The 19005-nt window shown below is 59.8% G+C and carries 15 protein-coding genes; 4 read left to right on the top strand and 11 right to left on the bottom strand.

Going from position 1 to position 19005, the window contains the following annotated elements; all coding sequences use genetic code 11:
- Positions 1 to 9: 9 nt before the first annotated feature.
- Positions 10 to 2046: a TonB-dependent receptor gene (locus CKW14_RS03480; protein WP_095124686.1), complete on the bottom strand. Its 2037-nt coding sequence runs from the start codon at positions 2044 to 2046 to the stop codon at positions 10 to 12.
- 335 nt (positions 2047 to 2381) lie between these two features.
- On the opposite strand from CKW14_RS03480, the gene katG reads away from it, so the two are divergent.
- On the top strand, positions 2382 to 4652 hold the full coding sequence (gene katG, locus CKW14_RS03475; RefSeq protein WP_095124685.1) for a catalase/peroxidase HPI: 2271 nt from the start codon (positions 2382 to 2384) through the stop codon (positions 4650 to 4652).
- 395 nt (positions 4653 to 5047) lie between these two features.
- On the opposite strand, the gene pepN is transcribed toward katG, so the two are convergent.
- The 6 genes from pepN to CKW14_RS03445 are packed head-to-tail and all read right to left on the bottom strand — an operon-like array spanning position 5048 to position 11563.
- Complete coding sequence (gene pepN / locus CKW14_RS03470; RefSeq protein ID WP_095124684.1) at positions 5048 to 7705, bottom strand: aminopeptidase N; 2658 nt, start codon at positions 7703 to 7705, stop codon at positions 5048 to 5050.
- A gap of 10 nt (positions 7706 to 7715) precedes the next feature.
- A complete protein-coding gene (locus CKW14_RS03465; protein ID WP_093430729.1) occupies positions 7716 to 8546 on the bottom strand; it encodes a DUF2797 domain-containing protein in 831 nt (276 codons plus the stop codon).
- Complete coding sequence (locus CKW14_RS03460; RefSeq protein ID WP_007919229.1) at positions 8543 to 8803, bottom strand: YeaC family protein; 261 nt, start codon at positions 8801 to 8803, stop codon at positions 8543 to 8545. The genes CKW14_RS03465 and CKW14_RS03460 overlap by 4 nt, the downstream gene beginning before the upstream one ends.
- Positions 8804 to 8835: 32 nt before the next feature.
- Entirely contained in the window at positions 8836 to 9705 is an 870-nt protein-coding gene (locus tag CKW14_RS03455; protein WP_095124683.1) for a rhomboid family intramembrane serine protease, read from the bottom strand.
- The gene (locus CKW14_RS03450) at positions 9702 to 10673 is read right to left on the bottom strand and encodes a metallophosphoesterase (protein WP_093430727.1); all 972 of its coding nucleotides are present in this window, start codon (positions 10671 to 10673) and stop codon (positions 9702 to 9704) included. The genes CKW14_RS03455 and CKW14_RS03450 overlap by 4 nt, the downstream gene beginning before the upstream one ends.
- The gene (locus CKW14_RS03445; RefSeq protein WP_003224174.1) at positions 10673 to 11563 is read right to left on the bottom strand and encodes an NAD(+) kinase; all 891 of its coding nucleotides are present in this window, start codon (positions 11561 to 11563) and stop codon (positions 10673 to 10675) included. Before CKW14_RS03445 ends, CKW14_RS03450 begins: the two co-directional genes overlap by 1 nt.
- A gap of 115 nt (positions 11564 to 11678) precedes the next feature.
- Here CKW14_RS03445 and CKW14_RS03440 point away from each other — a divergent pair, with 115 nt between their 5' ends.
- Complete coding sequence (locus CKW14_RS03440; RefSeq protein WP_095047901.1) at positions 11679 to 12629, top strand: DUF1853 family protein; 951 nt, start codon at positions 11679 to 11681, stop codon at positions 12627 to 12629.
- Between the two features lie 130 nt (positions 12630 to 12759).
- Here the strand turns inward: CKW14_RS03440 and CKW14_RS03435 are convergent, their stop codons facing one another.
- Both CKW14_RS03435 and CKW14_RS03430 read right to left on the bottom strand, forming a co-directional pair.
- Complete coding sequence (locus CKW14_RS03435) at positions 12760 to 14043, bottom strand: arsenic transporter (protein WP_095047902.1); 1284 nt, start codon at positions 14041 to 14043, stop codon at positions 12760 to 12762.
- 153 nt (positions 14044 to 14196) lie between these two features.
- Entirely contained in the window at positions 14197 to 14754 is a 558-nt protein-coding gene (locus CKW14_RS03430; RefSeq protein ID WP_038366013.1) for an NADPH-dependent FMN reductase, read from the bottom strand.
- A gap of 185 nt (positions 14755 to 14939) precedes the next feature.
- On the opposite strand from CKW14_RS03430, the gene CKW14_RS03425 reads away from it, so the two are divergent.
- A complete protein-coding gene (locus tag CKW14_RS03425) occupies positions 14940 to 15170 on the top strand; it encodes a hypothetical protein (RefSeq protein ID WP_093430724.1) in 231 nt (76 codons plus the stop codon).
- 85 nt (positions 15171 to 15255) lie between these two features.
- Positions 15256 to 16149 (top strand): LysR family transcriptional regulator, encoded by an 894-nt coding sequence (locus tag CKW14_RS03420; protein ID WP_095047903.1) that lies wholly within the window; start codon positions 15256 to 15258, stop codon positions 16147 to 16149.
- Here CKW14_RS03420 and CKW14_RS03415 read toward each other — a convergent pair.
- Positions 16115 to 16729, bottom strand: coding sequence for a GNAT family N-acetyltransferase (locus CKW14_RS03415; protein WP_095047904.1), 615 nt, complete (start codon positions 16727 to 16729; stop codon positions 16115 to 16117). The genes CKW14_RS03420 and CKW14_RS03415 overlap by 35 nt on opposite strands.
- A 14-nt stretch (positions 16730 to 16743) precedes the next feature.
- Complete coding sequence (locus tag CKW14_RS03410; protein WP_095047905.1) at positions 16744 to 18999, bottom strand: Orn/Lys/Arg decarboxylase N-terminal domain-containing protein; 2256 nt, start codon at positions 18997 to 18999, stop codon at positions 16744 to 16746.
- Positions 19000 to 19005: the final 6 nt, after the last annotated feature.

The following is a 19005-nucleotide window of genomic DNA, read 5'->3' as shown; positions in this document are numbered from 1 at the left end:
CAGTGATTATCAGAACGTTGTGCGCAACCCGACCTGAATGCTGCGCCCTTCTGCCGGCGCAATGTCGCGCAGAATCGAACTGGCGTAACGCACGGTTTGATTGGTCAAGTTCTCGGCATTGACGAAGGCCAGCCATTGGCTCTGACCGACATCGAAGTGATACCCGACATTGGCGCCCAGCGTGGTGTAGCCGTCAGTGCTGCTTTCATTGTCCGGCACGCGATGCTGTGAACTGGCGTGTTCAACATCAATGCGCGCCTGCCACTTGTCCAGTTCCCACAGCAGCCCGGTGCTCAACCGCAGCGGCGCGATGCGTGGCAAGTCTTCGCCGGTATCGAGGTTCTTCGCGCGGGTGTAATCGCCGGACAACTCCAGCGCAAACTTGCCGTATGCGCTCTCGCCGAGCTTCCAGTGATCCTGCGCTTCAAAGCCGCTGAAGCGCGCGCGCACACCGGAATAGGTGTATTCGGGAATACCGTCGGCGTCCTCTTCGCCCTCGTCATTCAACCTTCGGCCCGTACCGAGCAAGCCGATGTAGTTGGAGAAGTGGCTGTAAAACACACCGACACTGCCCTTGTGCGTACCATTGTCGAAGCGCAGCGCAAGGTCACTGGACACGGCTTTTTCTTTCGACAGCCCGGCATCGCCGACTTCATAAGTGCCGGTCGCGACGTGGGCACCGTTGGCGTAAAGCTCATAGAACGTCGGGGCGCGCTCGGTGTAGCCCAGCGTCGCGGCCACCGACCAGATCGGCGTCAGCGTGTACACCGCACCGGACGACAGACTGCCAGCGGTGAAACTGCTGGATCGATCGGCGTTGGCAAAGCGCTCGTTACCCTTGGCGTCCGGGTCGACCGTGGTGTGCTCAAGGCGTCCGCCGAGGGTGAACAGCAGCCGGTCGGTGGCTTGCAACTCTTCCAGAATGAACAGCGCAGCGGCATCGGTATCGGTCTGCGGTACAAACGCTTCTTCGCCGAGTGCCGAGAACTCGTTGCGGCTGACCTGCGCACCGACCACCCCGTTGAACGGCCCCAACGGCTGGTGCCGCGCCTCGACACGCGCCTCGTAACCTTTGTTCTTGAACGTCGTGCCGACCTCGCCACCTTCGATTTCGCGATGCTCGTAATCGGTGTAACCCGCATCCAGCTTGATCGAACTGAACGGCCCATCGAGATTGCGGATCTCCGAGGCGAACGCGTAGTGCTCCTGTTGCATGCGGATGCGCACGTCTTGTTCAGCGGGCGAACCGTAGTTGGAGTCGTAGTTGCTGTAGGACAGGCCGGCGTATCCGTCATCCCAAGTGTAAGAGCCGCCGACCGCGCCGCCGTCCTGCCGACCATCGCTGTTGGCCAGGCGATGCTTTTTCGAATCACCGTCGTCGTTCGCGCGCTCGCGGCTGGTTTTCGCGTAACCGGGGATTTTCAGATCATTAAACTCGCGGGCACTGGCGTCCAGATGCAGGGCGAATTGACCGTTACCGGCCTCGAGTTTGCCGGCGCTGCTACGCGTGGTGTCGGCACCGCCGTAGCGCAACTCACCGGCGCCATGGATTCCGTCGATAGCCTCGGTCGGAATGCGGTTATCAAAAGTGTTGACCACCCCGCCAATGGCACTGCCGCCGTACAGCAGCGCTGCCGGACCACGGACGATTTCAACGCGTTCGACGTTGACCGGGTCCAGCGGCACCGCGTGATCGTAAGACAGCGACGAGGCATCCAGCGCGCCGACACCGTTGCGCAGAATACGGATGCGGTCACCGTCCTGGCCGCGAATGATCGGCCGGCTCGCGCCCGGGCCGAAGTACGACGAAGACACCCCGGGCTGCTTGTTCAGGGTTTCACCGAGGCTACCCTTCTGTTGAAACGTGAGGTCGTCGCCGCTGAGCACGGTCGATGGCGAAGCGAGTGTCTGGCTGCCGAGCGGATTGCCGGTGATGACTTGCGGTTGCAGTTCGAGGGTGTCAGCGGCGAACACCGGGGATGCAAAAAGCAGCGCGGCGGCCAACGGATTGAGGCGTCGTTGCAGGGGTTTAGAACGGGCAGGCATTGCAGAATTTCCATGCGCTGAAAAGTGAGGATCGCTGCCAGCGTTTTTCTTTAACGCTGGTAGAAACAGAATGAAACGAATTTTATGTTATACAATAACATTTCTTTCTGTCATCCCGATTTTCACTTTTTGTTTTTTTGCAGAGGCTCAACAACGCATGTTTCCAGCAGGTAGCCGCTATCGGCTGATCCGTGAAGCGCTCCGAAAAACGCTGAAAGACTTTGCCTATCAGCCTCCAATAGTCGGCCTATTAGCTGACTCTCCAAGTCGGGTCTAGCCTTACTAGTCCGAAGTCGGCACGAGCCGGCCGTAGCAGACCTGATAAGGACCCGAACATGGCAAACGAATCGAAATGCCCGTTCAACCACGCCGCCGGTGGTGGCACGACGAACCGTGACTGGTGGCCGAATCAACTCAACCTGAAAATCCTCAGTCAGCATTCGCCAAAGTCCGATCCGTTGGGCAAGGATTTCGACTACGCCAAAGCTTTCAAAAGCCTCGACTTTCAAGCCCTGAAACAAGATCTCAATGCGCTGATGACCGACTCTCAGGACTGGTGGCCAGCCGACTTTGGCCACTACGGCCCCCTCTTCATCCGCATGGCCTGGCACAGCGCTGGCACTTATCGCACCGCCGATGGCCGTGGTGGCGCCGGCTCCGGGCAACAACGCTTTGCACCACTGAACAGCTGGCCAGACAATGTCAGCCTCGACAAGGCCCGCCGCCTTCTGTGGCCGATCAAGCAGAAATATGGCCGCAATATTTCCTGGGCTGACCTGATCGTTCTCACTGGGAACGTCGCGCTGGAATCCATGGGTTTCAAAACCTTCGGTTTCTCCGGTGGCCGCCCCGATGTGTGGGAGCCGGACGAAGACGTCTACTGGGGTTCGGAACACGAATGGCTGGGCGGCGACAGCCGTTACGGCAAGGACAAGTCCGCCATGCAGGAACCCGGTGACGGTACGTTGGTCGCCGAGCCGGATTTGCATGGCAAAGAAGAGAGCCGCACCGATCAGGGCGAACGCAATCTGGAAAACCCGCTCGCCGCCGTGCAAATGGGCCTGATCTACGTGAACCCCGAAGGTCCGGAAGGCAATCCAGACCCCGTCGCTTCAGCCCACGACATTCGCGAAACCTTCGGCCGCATGGCCATGAACGATGAAGAAACCGTCGCGTTGATCGCTGGCGGTCACGCCTTTGGTAAAACCCACGGCGCCGGCCCAGCCGATAACGTCGGGCCTGAGCCGGAAGCGGCCGGCCTCGAAGAACAAGGCCTCGGTTGGCGCAACGCGTTCGGTACCGGCAAGGGTGGCGACACCATTACCAGCGGTCTGGAAGTGACCTGGACCACCACACCGACGAAGTGGAGCAACAACTACCTGGAAAACCTGTTCGGCTTCGAGTGGGAGCTGAGCAAAAGCCCGGCCGGTGCGCATCAGTGGATTCCGAAGAACGGCGCCGGTGCCGGTACCGTTCCCCACGCCCATGATCCGAGCAAAAAGCTTTCGCCGACCATGCTCACCTCCGACCTGGCGCTGCGTTTCGATCCAGCCTACGAGCAGATTTCGCGGCGCTTCCTTGCCAATCCGGATCAGTTGGCCGATGCCTTCGCCCGCGCTTGGTACAAACTGATCCACCGCGACATGGGCCCGCTGTCTCGCTACCTCGGCCCGGAACTGCCGAATGAAGAACTGTTGTGGCAGGATCCGATCCCCGCTGTCACTCATCCGCTGATCGACGAAAGCGACGCGGCTGCGCTGAAAGGCAAAATCCTCGCGTCAGGCCTTTCGGTGTCGCAACTGGTCTCGACCGCATGGGCCGCTGCCTCGACGTTCCGTGGCTCCGACAAGCGCGGCGGCGCCAACGGTGGTCGCCTGCGTCTGGCACCGCAAAAATTCTGGCAGGCCAATCAGCCTGAGCAACTGGCCAAAGTGCTGCAAACCCTTGAGGGCATTCAGAACGACTTCAACAGCGGCGCTGCTGGCAAGAAAGTCTCGCTGGCAGACCTGATCGTATTGGCCGGGAATGCCGGGGTCGAGCAAGCAGCGAAAAACGCTGGCCACTCGGTCACGGTGCCGTTCACACCGGGACGTACGGACGCCTCGCAAGAGCAAACCGACGTTGATTCCTTCGGTTTCCTTGAACCGATTGCCGATGGCTTCCGCAACTACAGCAAAGGCAAATACACCGTTTCGGCCGAGGCGTTGCTGATCGACAAGGCGCAATTGCTGACACTGACCGCACCGGAGATGACTGTGCTGCTGGGTGGTCTGCGGGTGTTGAACACCAACGTCGGGCAAACCCGGCATGGTGTGTTCACTTCGCAGACGGAAGCACTGACCAATGACTTCTTCACCAACCTGCTGGACATGGGGGTGGAGTGGAAGCCGACTTCGAGGGATGCGGATGAGTTCGAGGGGCGTGACCGTAAAACCGGCAGCGTGAAGTGGACGGCGACGCGGGTTGATCTGGTATTCGGCTCGAATGCGCAACTGCGGGCATTGGCTGAGGTGTATGCCAGTTCGGATGCCAAGGAGCAGTTCGTCAAAGACTTCGTTGCGGCCTGGACGAAGGTGACGAATCTGGATCGGTTTGATTTGAAGTAATTTTTCGGAAAATAAAAACGCCGCATTGTTTCAATGCGGCGTTTTTTTGTGTGTACGGCTTGGGTTTTGTGGTGATGCGTGAATCCTGCCCCCTCACCCCAGCCCTCTCCCCCCAGGGGGGCGAGGGGGAAAAGGAGCAGATCTTCGTGCTTTTCAAGTCCTGAGTTCGGCTCCGGACTTTCAGACGTGAAACTCGTACATCCACCTCGGTCAGTCCCCTCTCCCACTATGAAAGAGGGAAAGGGAGCAGATCGGGGCCGTTCAAAGTCTGAGTTCGACTCCGGACCTTCAGGTCGGTGTCACTCGACCATCCAACCCGGTCAGTCCCCTCTCCCTCTGGGAGAGGGTTAGGGTGAGGGCCGGTCCAACGCTGGAACACCGACGCCAACACACCATCAAGCCAGGCTCTTGCTCACCACCTCATACACATCACTCGACAACTGCCCCGACGCCCGAATCCGCTCCAGCTCGCCCTTCATCAAAGCCTGACGTGCATCGTCATATTTGCGCCAGCGCGTCAGCGGCGCCAGTTGGCGCGAAGCGATCTGCGGGTTGAAGCCGTTCAGCTCGATCACCAGATCCGCGAGAAAGCGATAACCTGAGCCATCGGCCGCGTGGAAGTTGATCAGGTTCTGCCCGGCAAACGCGCCGACCAGTGCACGCACCTTGTTCGGGTTCTTGATGTTGAACGCCGGGTGTTGCATCAACGCTTTCACCCGTTCCAGACCGCCCGGCAAGGTGCTGCCGGCCTGCACGCTGAACCACTGATCCATGACCAGAGGATTGTCCTTGAAGTGCTCGGCGAAACTCGCCAGCGCCAAGGCTTTCTGCTCTTCAAATGGCGAGTTGACCAACACGGCCAGCGCAGTCAGGCGTTCGGTCATGTTGTCGGCCGCTTCGAATTGCTCCAGCGCCGCCGCCAATACTTCCGGCTTACCGCTGAGCATCAAGTACGACAATGCAATGTTCTGCAGCGCGCGACGAGCAAAGTGCTCGGCCTCGGCCACATACGGGGTCTTTTTCGACAGATCACGATTGGCTTGATAACGCAGCCACAGAGCTTCGAACAAACCTTCCGCCAGTTGCTGACGCGCGAACTCACGGGCGATATGAATGGCATCGACATCCGCCACTTCGCTGATTTCAGTGAGGTACGCCTCACCCGGCAACGAGAGCATTTCCGCGACCATGGCCTGATCCAGCGTTTCATCCGACAGCACCGTACGCAGCGCCGACACCAGACGCGGATCGAGTTTCAGGCTTTCGCCTTTCTGTTGCTGGCCAATCAATTCCTGCAGGACTTGCACCGACAGTTGCTGACCGGCATCCCAGCGGTTGAAGCCGTCGCTGTCGTGCTGCATCAGGAACATCAGTTGATCGCGGTTGTACGGGAAGCTCAGTTTCACCGGCGCGGAGAAGCCGCGCAGCAGCGATGGCAGCGGCTGTTCAGCGATATCAACGAAGGTGAAAGTCTGCTCGGCTTCGGTGACCGAGATCACGCGGGTGGTGCCTTGCGCCGATGCCTCGCCGCTCAGACGCAAAGCAATCTCGTTACCTTGGCTGTCGAGCAGGCCGAGTTCGACCGGAATCACGAACGGCAGTTTTTCAACTTTGTCCGGGGTTTCCGGGCAGCTCTGGCGGAAGGTCAGGCTGTAGCTTTTCGCGGCGGCGTCGTACGACTCGCTCACCGCCAGACGTGGCGTGCCGGCCTGGCTGTACCAGCGCTTGAACTGGCTCAGGTCGACGCCGTTGGCATCTTCCATCGCTTTGATGAAGTCGTCGCAGGTTACCGCTTGGCCGTCATGGCGATCGAAGTACAGATCGCTGCCCTTACGGAAGCCTTCGGCACCGAGCAAGGTGTGGATCATGCCAACCACTTCCGAACCCTTCTCGTATACGGTCAGGGTGTAGAAGTTGGAGATTTCGATAAAGCTGTCCGGGCGCACAGCGTGAGCCATCGGGCCGGCATCTTCGGCGAACTGGTGGGTGCGCAGATAAGCCACGTCCTGAATGCGCTTGACCGTGGCCGAGTTCATGTCGGCAGAGAAGCCGGAATCACGGAATACGGTGAAGCCTTCTTTCAGCGACAGCTGGAACCAGTCGCGGCAGGTCACGCGGTTGCCCGACCAGTTGTGGAAATACTCGTGGGCGACGATTGCTTCAACGCGCTGGTGTGCGGCGTCGGTCGCGGTTTCGGCGCGGGCCAGTACGGCGCTGGAGTTGAAGATGTTGAGGCCTTTGTTCTCCATTGCGCCCATGTTGAAGTCGTTGACGGCGACGATCATGAAGATGTCCAGATCGTACTCGCGACCGTAAACCTCTTCGTCCCAGCGCATCGACTTCTTCAGGCTATTCATCGCGTGCTGGCACTTGTCGATGTTTTCCGGCTCGACGTAAATGCGCAGTGCAACATCGCGGTTGGTCATGGTGGTGAAGCTGTCTTCAACGCACCACAAATCACCGGCCACCAGCGCAAACAGGTACGCCGGTTTCATGAACGGGTCTTCCCAGGTTGCCCAGTGCCGGCCGTCTTCGCCCGGGCCCGAGGCAATCGGGTTGCCGTTGGAGAGCAGCACCGGATAGCTGTGCTGTTCCGCGACCACGGTGGTGGTGAACTTGCTCATCACGTCCGGGCGGTCGAGGTAATAAGTGATCTTGCGGAAACCTTCGGCCTCGCACTGAGTGCAGAACATCGTGCCGGACTTGTACAGGCCTTCCAGCGCGGTGTTGGTTTCCGGATGGATCTTCACGCTGGTGTCGACCGTGAAAGTTTCGCTGGCCGGTTGCAAGGTCAGGTGGTTTTCCGTGAGCTGGTATTGGCCGTCAGACAGTTCCTGATCCGCCAGCGTTACCGAGAGCAGCTCCAACTGCTGGCCATCGAGCACCAGCGGCGGCAGGCCCGGGCCACGCGCCGGGTTGCGGCGCATGACCAACTGCGCGTGCACCAGGCTGTGATCCTCGAACAACTCGAAGGTCAGGTGTGTTTCGTCGATCAGGTACTCGGGCGCCTGATAGTCCTTCAGGTAAATCATCTTCGGTTGTTCGGTGCGCATGCTGGCGTCCTTATTGATGCACGGCGAGCTGATAAGCCGTGTACTTGCGAATGTTGATCACGCCGGTGTCGAAGATCAGGTACTGGCCCTTGATCCCCAGCAGCGTGCCTTCGGCAATCGGGTTCTTGTCCAGGTTGAAGCTGACGATTTTGGCCGGGTATTGCTCGACCGGATAGCGGATTTCCAGCGGTTCTACATCGGCAATCGTCTGAATAGCCTGTAGGCCGAATCGCTCCTGCAAACCTTGCAGGCCTTCGGCGCAGCTTTCGAATAACTGGTCACGTACCTGCGCCAGATCGACCGCCGCCGCATCGCCCTTGAGCAGCGCGCGCCAGTTGGTTTTATCCGCGACCTGACTGCGGAACAGGTCTTCAACGAAGCCCGATTGCTGCCGTGTCGAGACGCGCATGATCGGCAATGCCTGACATGCGCCCTGATCGATCCAGCGAGTCGGCAGTTGCGTAGCACGAGTGATGCCAACCTTGATCCCCGACGAATTGGACAGGTAAACCACGTGGTCGGTCATGCAGAATTTCTCGCCCCACTCCGGCTCGCGGCAGGTGCCGGCGTCATAGTGGCAGCGCTCCGGGCTCATGATGCACAGGTCGCACTGCGCCAGTTTGGTCATGCACGGGTAGCAGTAACCCTGACTGAAACTGGTTTTGGTCTTGCGCCCGCAATGGGTGCAGTGGATCGCCCCCAGGTATTCCAGACGCACCGTACTGCCAATCAACGGATTGACCGGGACCTCGACGTCATCCAGACGAAACGCGTATTGCACGTTCGGCCCGTCCAGGCGCGCCGACATTTTGCTGATTGCACCGCGGCCAATCTCGATCAATGGATGGCATCCGATTTGAACAGAATGTTCGGCACTTCGATCGACTTCGATGCACATTCCTGCGGGCCCATGTAACCGGTGCGCTGGTCTTCAGGCAGGTTCTGGATTTCCCAGGCGATCATCGCCTGCAGCGACAACTCGCGCTGTTCGGCGGTGAGTTTGCCACCGTCGGACCACTTGCCGATTTCCACGGCCAGTTTCAGGCTCTCGTAGATGTCCGGGGTGATGTTGTTGATCATGTCGTTAAAAGAGGACATCAGGGTCTCCGTGCTCTTTATCTACTGAAATTTTAGGCGGCCAGTTTACGGCGGTTATACAAACCGCCCAACAAACCGGTGAAGCATCCGATGAGTAACCCGCCGACGTGGGCGGCGTTGGCGATTTCGCCGAAACCGATCATCGAGATCAGCCCGGACATGCACACCAGCAACCACACCAGCATCATCACCAGCACGCCACGCGGCAGGCGATAGGCTGGGTTCGGCGCCAGCAGTTGGAAGATCCAGCAATGCCCAAGCAAGCCGTAAAGCACGCCGGACAGACCGCCGAACAACGTCGCGCCGCTCCAGACAAACTGCACGTAGTTGGAAACCAGGCTGAACAGCAGCGTCAGGCCGATCAGGTTGATACTGCCCTGGCGCGACTCGATACGCCGCCCCAGCTCCCAGTACCACATGCCGTTCATGGCCAGATGGAGGATGCCGAAGTGGATCAGCATCGGCGTGACCAGACGCCACCACTGCCCTGCCGCCAGGCTGTCGGCCAATGGCGTGAAATGGATGTACTCGCCCACAACTTGAAAATCGAGAAAGGTCAACCAGCGCAGCGTTTGCAGGTTTTCGCCGAGGTACGTCAGCCCGCCAACGATCAGGCACAACAACAGGATGAACCCGGTGGCCTTGGCGTATTTCAGTTGCTCGGCGAAGCTTGGCCGCTTGAAGGTTGGCGCGACGGGAATGTCCATTTGCTGGTCGGGATCACCCGCCGGAAAGCGTTCGTACAAGGAGCGCACGTCTTCGCTGATTTCCGCCGGTGCCCACAGCACTTGTTCGCCGGCCTCTTCGCTGACCCGATGCGGGACCTGCATGCGTTGCAGCAGTTTGACGAAACCACTCAAGTCCACCGCCAACGGCAGACGCAATACCGCTACCGCACTCATTGCAGCACCTCCGGCCGCTCGACATCGACCCAGACAAATTTATGCGGATCCAGACGTGTTTCCTGATCCAGACGATAGGCGACCAGTTTGCCGTAAAGCACCGCGCTGTAATCCAGGCACGCGAGGTTCGGGCGGATCGGTGCTGGTTTGCCACTGCGCCAGTAATGGCCGACGAACAGCAGTGGCTCGTCGACGCCGTAGCGCAGCAGGTTGTTTTTTTCGCTGGACGTCAGCGGCTTCTGCGCCACCGGATCTGGCAGTGCATCAGGCTGGAAAACGATATCGCCGTAAGTCTTCGGATCGTCTTCCCAGAACTTGGTGCGGAAGAAAGACCGCACCAGACCATCGCCGCTGGTCATGGTCAGACCATCCGGCAGGCGCATGTCGGTGCCGCGCAACAGACGGTCGAACACGGTGCAGGCGAAGCTGTCCGGCACGGCGGAGGCCTGGAGGAAGTGTTCATCGATGCAGCCATTGGGGAACAGCGCGCGCAACGGCTCGATCAGGCCGGCATCCCAACAGGCATGCACGACGCGGAAGCGGCCGGCGTCGACAAACAGCGGCAACTCATAGAACCAGCGTTGGAAATCGTGCCAGTCACCGGGATGGTCTTCGAACTGGGTCAGGGTTTCGTGCAGCAGACGCGCGTGGCGCGGCGTGTGTTCGCGAACGAACTGCTTGCCGCTGCCTGGCGGCGCCGGCGTGCTCCAGCCCAATGCGTTGAATTCGTGGTTGCCCATGATGCACAAAGCCTGACCGGCCTCGACCATGTCGTGGACGATGTGCAGCGCCTCGCGAATGCGCGGGCCACGGTCGATGATGTCGCCGACGAACACGGCCATGCGCGATGGATGCCGCCAGACCCCGCCCTGCTTGTGATAACCGAGGCGGTCAAGCAAGTGTTCGAGAGTCAGGGCGCATCCGTGCACGTCACCGATCAGGTCATAACTGCGCGCGGGATCGAGCATCAGTCGCCTCCACCGCCCAGCTTGCTGCCCCAGCCGAGCTTGGTGCGGCAGACTTCGTAATAGTTGTGGTCGAGCGGATGAATCAGCCGCAGCTTCTGCGCTTTCTTGCTGACGGTGATGGTGTCGCCCGGCGCGCAGGTGAAATGGTTCTGCCCGTCACAGGAGACTTGCGGGTAAATCTGCATGTTTTTCGACACGACGATTTTCAGCTCACTGTTGCCATCGACCACAATTGGCCGGCTCGACAACATATGGGGGTACATCGGCACGATCACAATGGCATCGAGCTTGGGATGCATGATCGGCCCGCCGGCAGACAGTGCGTACGCGGTGGAACCGGTCGGCGTGGCGACGATCAGGCCGTCGGCCTTCTGGCTGCAGACAAACTGGCCGTCGATGTAAAGCTCGAACTCGATCATCCGGGTCGATTTGCCGGGGTGCAGCACCACGTCGTTGAGCGCATCGCCCTGACCAATGGCCTCGGCGTGGCGGCGCACTTCGGCTTGCAGCAGGAAGCGGTTTTCCACCAGATAGTGGCCGTCGAGCACCTTGGCGACTTCGACTTCCAGCTCGTCCGGGCGAATGTCGGTGAGGAAACCGAGGCTGCCACGGTTGATCCCCAGCACCGGAATATTGTGTTTGGCCAGCGCTCGTGCGGCGCCGAGCAGGCTGCCGTCACCGCCGACGACGATGACCATGTCGCAGACTTCGCCGAGCATTTTGCGCGACGAGGTTTGCAAACCGTGGCCCGGCAGGACTTCGGCGATGGTGTCTTCGAGGATCACATGCAGGTGACGATCGAGCAGAAACCGTTTCAGTCGGCGGACGGTATCCAGCACCTGGGAACTGCCCAGGCGACCGATGATGCCGATATTACGAAATTGCTCCATGGGACCTCTGCGGACAATCGAAAACGCGAAAAGCACGATTATGGGCGAAAGCGCCGGTTAGACAAAATCCTTTCAGCCTCAAGGCTGCGCTCATGTTTCAGGCTATGCTCGCAAGATGATCCTGTTTCCCGATTTGCTTCAGTTGCCCCACCAATTACGCCACCCGGAAGTGCGGGATCTGGCGTGGGTGATCCTCGCCCCGCCGATGCTCGCCACCACGCCATGGCCGCAGCGTCATCCGCTGGCGGGCAGCGATTGGGTGCATGACCCGCAGCGACTGGAGCACTGGTTGCGCCAGCTCGACCGCGACAGTTATGGCTTGTTGCATTGGCTGTCGCAGGCGCGCACGCGGCGTCTGGGCCTGTATTACGAACGGCTGTGGCAGTTTGCCGTGGAGCATGCGCCGGGCATTGAGCTGATCGCCGCCAACCTGCCGATCCGCCGCGAGGGCCACACCCTCGGCGAGCTGGACATGCTGTTGCGTGACCGCGACGGCGTGCATCACCTGGAACTGGCGATCAAGCTTTATCTGGGCCCGCAAAATGGCGACGGTCGTGATCCCGCGCAGTGGCTAGGCCCGGGTTGTCATGATCGGCTGGATCGCAAACTGGCGCATCTGGCCGAGCATCAATTGCCGATCTCGGCGCGCCCGGAAAGTCGCGAAGTGCTGGCGGCGCTGGATATCGAGGTGTTCAGCGCGCAGCTGTGGCTCGGTGGTTACTTGTTGTATCCGTGGCCCGGGCCGGCTGAATCACCGAGCGGTGCGCACCCGCAGCATTTGCGCGGCAGTTGGTTGCATCAGAAGGATTGGCTGGCATTCGTCGCTCAACGTCCGGCGGGACGCTGGCAACCCCTGCCCCGCCACGCCTGGCTGGCACCGGCGCATTATCCGGCGGATCAGACGTGGACTATGGAGCATTTACGAATGTGGCTGGAGGATCTTGAGCCGCTGGCCCCGGCGCAGTTGATGGTGCGCCTGATCGAGAATGCGCGAGGGGAATGGGAAGAGGCTGAGCGGTTGTTTCTGGTCTCGGACCTTTGGCCGAATGTCCCCGGCCAGGCCTGAAAATTTCAGTGCCTGACCCGGCCTCTTCGCGAGCAGGCTCGCTCCCACATTTGGACCGCATTTCAAATGTAGGGAGAGGCGATACATTCCCCTGTGGGAGCGAGCCTGCTCGCGAATGGGCCGACTCGGTCTAAAGGGATAAACGCAGAGCCAAAGCCGCCAACGTCACCAACAACACCGGCACCGTCAACACAATCCCGACCCGAAAGTAATAGCCCCAGCCAATGTGAATGCCCTTGCGCTCCAGCACATGCAGCCACAACAACGTGGCCAGGCTGCCAATCGGCGTGATCTTCGGCCCTAGGTCACTGCCAATCACGTTGGCATAGATCATCGCTTCCTTGACCACTCCGCTGGCCTGACTGGCATCAATCGACAACAAACCAATCAACACCGTCGGCAAATTGTTCATGATCGATGACAGCAACGCGGTCAGCACACCCGTGCCCATTGCCGCGCCCCAAACGCCATGACCGGCAAAGACATCCAGCCAACCGGCCAGATACACGGTCAGCCCGGCATTGCGCAGGCCATACACCACCAGATACATGCCCAACGAGAAAATCACGATCTGCCACGGTGCCTCTTTCATCACCTTGCGCGTGGAAATCTTGTGGCCACGGGCGGCGATGCCCAGCAACAGCGCGGCACACACGGCAGATATCGCACTGATCGGAATGCCCAGCGGCTCCAGCGCAAAGCAGCCGATCAGCAGAATCACCAACACCGCCCAACCGGCGTAAAACGTGGCTTTATCGTGGATCGCGGTTTCCGGATGCTCGAGTTGCTCAGGGTCATACGTCGATGGAATGTCGCGACGGAAAAACCACAACAGCATGCCCAGCGTCGCCGCCACGCTGACGAAGTTGACCGGCACCATCACCGCTGCGTAGCGGTTGAAGCCGATGTGGAAGAAGTCTGCCGAAACAATGTTGACCAGGTTCGATACCACCAGCGGCAGGCTCGCCGTGTCGGCAATAAAACCCGCGCCCATGACGAACGCCAACGTCGCCGCCGGGGAAAACCGTAGGGCCAGCAACATCGAAATCACGATCGGCGTGAGGATCAGCGCTGCACCGTCATTGGCAAACAACGCCGACACCAATGCGCCGAGCAGCACCATAAAAGCAAACAGCTTGCGCCCACTGCCCCGCCCCCAACGCGCCACGTGCAATGCAGCCCAGTTGAAGAACCCGGCTTCGTCGAGCAGCAGGCTGATGATTATCAGCGCGACAAAGGTGCCGGTGGCGTTCCAGATGATCTGCCACACCAGCGGGATATCGCTCAGGTGCACAACGCCGAAGATCAGCGCCAACACCGCGCCAAGCGTCGCACTCCAGCCGACGCCAAGGCCTTTGGGTTGCCAGATGACAAGGGTAATGGTCAGCAGGAAAATCAGTGACGCAGCGAGCATCCGCAACAGCCTTAAATTGAAATGGGGTTATGAAGCCAACACAAAACCTGTAGGAGTGAGCCTGCTCGCGATAGCGGACTGTCAGTTACCAATTGGTCGACTGACACACCGCTATCGCGAGCAGGCTCACTCCTACATTGTTCCGTGTACAGGTTACTTTTTGTGTTGCTCTACGAATTGTCCGTAGGCATTGATAAAGCTTTGCAGAAAAGGTTTCACCGATTCACTCAATTTTCCCGCCTCATCAAACGCCGAACCCGCGCCGCCCAGATACGCTTCCGGTTGCTGCATGCACGGCACGTTGAGAAACACGAACGACTGGCGCAGATGCTGATTCGCGCCGAAACCACCGATCGCACCCGGCGATACGCTGATCACCGCCCCCGGTTTGCCACTCCAGACAGCCTTGCCATAAGGCCGCGAGCCGACGTCGATGGCATTCTTCAATGGCGCCGGCACCGAACGGTTGTACTCGGGCGTGACAAACAGCACCGCGTCGGAAGAACCCACTTTTTGCCTGAAAGTGCTGTAGGCTGCCGGCGGTGAGTCGCCGTCGATGTCTTCGTTATACAGTGGCAGATCGCCAATTTCGACAATCTCAAGCTTGAGGTTAGCCGGGGCCAGCTCCGCCAGTGCCAGGGCGACTTTGCGATTGATCGAAGCTTTGCGCAGGCTACCGACCACTACAGCGACGTTGTAGACATTGCTCATGGAAGAACTCTCGATGGTCCGTGGGAGGAGCCCGTAGTTATAGATGATCCGGTGACGATTCCACCAGCACACAATGGGAAATTCCCGCGCGCTGATTATTTTTTTCCTGTAGGAAAACTTACAGGCCTTGATAGCGGTCTACCAAGCCGCAAATCAAGCGTTTTATCTCCAGAGGTTCTAAGCAGATGGCAGCAGTACTGGTCGGTCAGTTCCATGCAAGAGATGCGGAAGGCCGCGTTTATTCCGTGCATGAGTTCCAGGAATCCAACCCGTCGGCAGACGGTTCCACTGGCTCGGAGCCGATTTACAAACTGGCCATTGGCGATCGCGTCAACAAGGTCAACGACAACGAGTTTCTCCTGGTTCAGTCAGGCATCACCCTGACCCGTGAGCCTGAGACCACCGTCGCTTCATAACTGGCCGTTATGAGCAGAAGTCATATGCGCAGAGTTGGGGTAGGATTCAGCCACTGACCCCACCTGCTGAACATGGACTTCACGCATGCGTTTACGTCATATCGAAGTGATTCAGGCGCTCTTGCAGACCGGTCACCTGGGCACCGCCGCCGAATGGTTGCAGTTGCCGGTGGCCGAGGTCGAAGAGCGTTTGCGCGAAGCCGAGAGTCAGTTGGGGTTCATGCTGTTCGCCAGCGTACGCGGGCGCCTGCAATCGACGCCCGAAGCGCGGGCATTGCAGGTCGAAATCGCCCACGTTTATGAAGCGCTGGAGCCAGTGCAGCGTCTGGCCAGCAGCCTCAAACAATACCTCGCCCCGCCCCTGCGTATCATCGGCACCCCGCCGCTGGCGCAACAATTACTGCCACAAAGCCTTGCCGCCCTGCGCCGACGCCTGCCCGATGCACCGTGCAGCCTGCTCAGCGCGCCAACCCGCGATATCGTCCGCAGCCTTTTGCTGCGCGAAAGCGATCTCGGCTTGAGCCTGCACGATCCCGAACACCCCGACATTGATTGCCGGCCATTGGCCCAGGGCAAGCTGCAACTGCTCGCACCCCATGGCTGGCTGCAACCGAAACAGAAATACATTTCCCTGCAGGATCTCGCCGGTCAGGCCATGGTCGGCCTCGAAGGCCAGGACCCGCTGAGCCCGGCGCTGGAAAACAAACTCCAGGCGTTGCGCCCGGCACCGAGCATCCAGACCCGCGTACAAACCCATCAGATGATGCGCAGCATGGTCGAGGCCGGCGAAGGCCTGGCCATCGTCGATCCGTTCACCGCACTGGGTGCGCGCGCCGCCGGACTCGACGTGTGCCCGCTGTCGCCGGCCGTGCCGATCAGCCTCTATGCCCTAACGTTCAAGCACATCGCGCCGGCATCGGCGATTCAGACGCTACTGGCGATCATCACGGAACAAGCCGAGGCGATGCTGGCGAGCTGACAGGGTTTTCCAGCGGGTTATCGAACAATCGATACCAGAACAGCGCCACTTCGGCGGTGTTCGGATCGATGCCGCGATAGCGCAACTGGTCGATGCCACCCATTACATAGCCGCAACGCTCATACAGCCGACAAGCGCCGAGGTTGTTGTTCTGGGTTTCGAGCATGATCCCCGGCAGTTTTTTCTTGCGACTCCAGAACTGCGCGACGTCGAGCAACGCCTTGGCCACGCCATGGCGCCGCGCCGGCGCATGCACCGCCAGCTCATCGATATGGGCAAAGCCGTTCCAGTTGGTACTGATCACCAAATGGCCGACCGGCTGATCATCCAGATACGCCATGAAAATCGCGCTGTCCGGCGCGTTATGAAAGGCGCTGAACTCTTCCGGATCGATGCCGTAGCACTTGCGGTACGGCACGATCGGCGTCACCCGCCATTGCTCGACAGGCTGGCCGATCACGGCAGCGCCATAGGCGGCGACCTCAAAACTGAAGTCGCTGCCCCAGATATACGGCGCAAAGCCTTCATCGGCGACGCGCACCGACAGCCCTGGGTATTTCGGATTCATGACCGGTTGCATACTGGGAAAAGTCCTCATTCCTTGACGCAATCGACGGTGTATTGCCGCCCATTGCCTTCATCTTCGTGCTGCAATCCATGCACATCCGCGACAAAACCGGGGAAGCTGCTATCGAACGTGCGAGCAAATTTCAAGTAATCGATGATCGAGCGTGTCGACTCGGTAAAGCGTTCGCCGGGCATGATCAGCGGAATCCCCGGCGGATACGGCACCAGCATCACCGCGGCGATGCGTCCTTCCAGATCATCGATCGGCACCGCCTCGACTTCGCCGCGCACCAGATGATCGTAAGCGTGCGCCGGCTTCATGGCAATTTCCGGCAACACGGTGTACATGCGTTTGAGGTGTTTGGCCGTGGCATTGCTGCGATAACAGGCGTGCAGTTGATCACACAAATCCCGCAGGCCCATGCCGCGATAACGCACGGTGTCTTGCTGGGCAACACACGGCAGGCAGGTGTCGAGGCGCACATTGGCGTCGTAGCTGCGTTTGAATTCCAGCAACTCGGTGAGCAGCGTGCTCCATTTGCCTTTGGTAATGCCCATGGAGAACAGCACCAGAAATGAATACAGACCGGTCTTCTCCACCACCAGCCCCCGCTCCCAGAGGAATTTGCTGACCACCGCCGCCGGGATGCCCTTCTCGCTCAGCGCGCCGCCGGCGTTCAATCCCGGCATGACCAGCGTGACTTTGATCGGGTCGAGCAACACGTAATCGTCGCTGACCTCCCCAAAACCATGCCACTCGGCATCCGGCTGCAATAACCAGTCTTCGGTCTGCACGCGGTCGATGCCCTCGACACCCGGCGGCTGCCAGATCGAAAACCACCAGTCATCGGCGGCGATGTGCTGCCGCAGATTGGCCAGCGCGCGACGGAAGCTCAGCGCTTCGTCAAAGGTTTCCTGCAACAGCGAACGCCCGGCCGGGCCTTCCATCATTGCCGAGGCAACGTCGAGCGAGGCGATGATGCTGTACTGCGGTGAAGTCGAGATGTGCATCATGAACGCTTCATTGAAACGGTCACGGTCCAGTTGCCGCGCACCGCCGTCCTGCACATGAATCATCGAGGCCTGACTGAAGGCAGCGAGCAGCTTGTGCGTGGAATGCGTGGTGAATACCAGCGGGCTGTCTTCGCTGCGCGAGGTGGCCATGCCGTAGCGCCCGGCGAAGAATTCGTGAAACGCCGCATAGGCGTACCAGGCCTCGTCGAAATGCAGCACCTCGACGCTGTTGCCGAGACTTTGCTTGATCAGCTCGGCGTTGTAACAGAGGCCGTCGTAAGTCGAATTGGTGACCACGGCGAGTTTGACTTTCGGCGCACGGCCCTTGGTCAGCGGGCTGGCGTCAATCTTGGCCTGAATCGACTCGCGGCTGAATTCGCTCAGCGGGATCGGGCCGATGATCCCCAGCTCGTTACGCTCTGGGCACAGGTACAGCGGGATCGCCCCGGTCATGATGATCGCGTGCAAAACAGACTTGTGGCAGTTGCGATCGACCAGCACCAGATCGTCGCGCGCGACCATCGAATGCCAGACAATCTTGTTGGCGGTCGAGGTGCCATTGATCACGAAAAAGGTGTGATCGGCGCCGAAATTGCGCGCGGCGCGCGCTTCGGCTTCGGCGAGCGGTCCGGTGTGATCGAGCAGCGAACCGAGCTCCGGCACCGACACCGACAAATCCGAACGCAGCGTGTTTTCACCGAAAAACTGGTGAAACGCCTGCCCGACCGGACTCTTGTGATACGCCACACCTCCGCCATGGCCGGGGGTATGCCAGGAATAATTGGAGTCGGCGGTGTGCTGCACCAGCGCCTTGAAAAACGGCGGCAACAAGCCATCGAGGTACTTGCGCGCCGCGCGGGCCACTTGCCGGGCGAGGAACGGTACGGTGTCTTCGAACAGATAGAGAATGCCGCGCAGTTGATTGAGCTCGGCCATGGCATCGGCCGGCGCATTTTCCAGGGTGACTTGCTCGCCCAGGGCAAAGATCGGCAGATCCGGTGCGCGTACCCGCGCCAGACCGATCAGCTCGGCCATGTTCTGCAACAGATGCGAGTGGGTGCTGGCGTCCTCGGCGGCAATCAGCATGCACGCCAGACCATGATGGGTCGACGCGACCAACCGCCCTTCGGCGTAGTCGGTGGCCGACACGATACTGAAACCTTCCTGCTCCAACTCTTGGGCGATGCCACGGATACGGTCACCGGCGACCGTGTCGGCCTTGATGTCGCGATGAACGATCAACACCGGAAACTTCAAATCTTTGTACATGAGGCT

The organism is Pseudomonas sp. Irchel s3a12 (genome assembly GCF_900187485.1).
In the GTDB taxonomy this organism is placed as follows: domain Bacteria; phylum Pseudomonadota; class Gammaproteobacteria; order Pseudomonadales; family Pseudomonadaceae; genus Aquipseudomonas; species Aquipseudomonas neuropathica.
The sequence above is the reverse complement of the archived record's forward strand: the minus strand, read 5'-3'. Positions and strand labels throughout refer to the sequence as shown.

Excerpts from the sequence above, each read along its gene's own strand:
- CKW14_RS03420 (WP_095047903.1), top strand. The coding sequence starts at position 15,256 with ATGCGTTTACGTCATATCGAAGTGATTCAGGCGCTCTTGCAGACCGGT.
- CKW14_RS03480 (WP_095124686.1), bottom strand. The coding sequence starts at position 2,046 with ATGCCTGCCCGTTCTAAACCCCTGCAACGACGCCTCAATCCGTTGGCC.
- CKW14_RS03460 (WP_007919229.1), bottom strand. The coding sequence starts at position 8,803 with ATGTCCTCTTTTAACGACATGATCAACAACATCACCCCGGACATCTAC.
- CKW14_RS03425 (WP_093430724.1), top strand. The coding sequence starts at position 14,940 with ATGGCAGCAGTACTGGTCGGTCAGTTCCATGCAAGAGATGCGGAAGGC.
- CKW14_RS03455 (WP_095124683.1), bottom strand. The coding sequence starts at position 9,705 with ATGAGTGCGGTAGCGGTATTGCGTCTGCCGTTGGCGGTGGACTTGAGT.
- katG (WP_095124685.1), top strand. The coding sequence starts at position 2,382 with ATGGCAAACGAATCGAAATGCCCGTTCAACCACGCCGCCGGTGGTGGC.
- pepN (WP_095124684.1), bottom strand. The coding sequence starts at position 7,705 with ATGCGCACCGAACAACCGAAGATGATTTACCTGAAGGACTATCAGGCG.
- CKW14_RS03410 (WP_095047905.1), bottom strand. The coding sequence starts at position 18,999 with ATGTACAAAGATTTGAAGTTTCCGGTGTTGATCGTTCATCGCGACATC.
- CKW14_RS03435 (WP_095047902.1), bottom strand. The coding sequence starts at position 14,043 with ATGCTCGCTGCGTCACTGATTTTCCTGCTGACCATTACCCTTGTCATC.
- CKW14_RS03430 (WP_038366013.1), bottom strand. The coding sequence starts at position 14,754 with ATGAGCAATGTCTACAACGTCGCTGTAGTGGTCGGTAGCCTGCGCAAA.
- CKW14_RS03440 (WP_095047901.1), top strand. The coding sequence starts at position 11,679 with ATGATCCTGTTTCCCGATTTGCTTCAGTTGCCCCACCAATTACGCCAC.
- CKW14_RS03450 (WP_093430727.1), bottom strand. The coding sequence starts at position 10,673 with ATGCTCGATCCCGCGCGCAGTTATGACCTGATCGGTGACGTGCACGGA.
- CKW14_RS03415 (WP_095047904.1), bottom strand. The coding sequence starts at position 16,729 with ATGCAACCGGTCATGAATCCGAAATACCCAGGGCTGTCGGTGCGCGTC.
- CKW14_RS03445 (WP_003224174.1), bottom strand. The coding sequence starts at position 11,563 with ATGGAGCAATTTCGTAATATCGGCATCATCGGTCGCCTGGGCAGTTCC.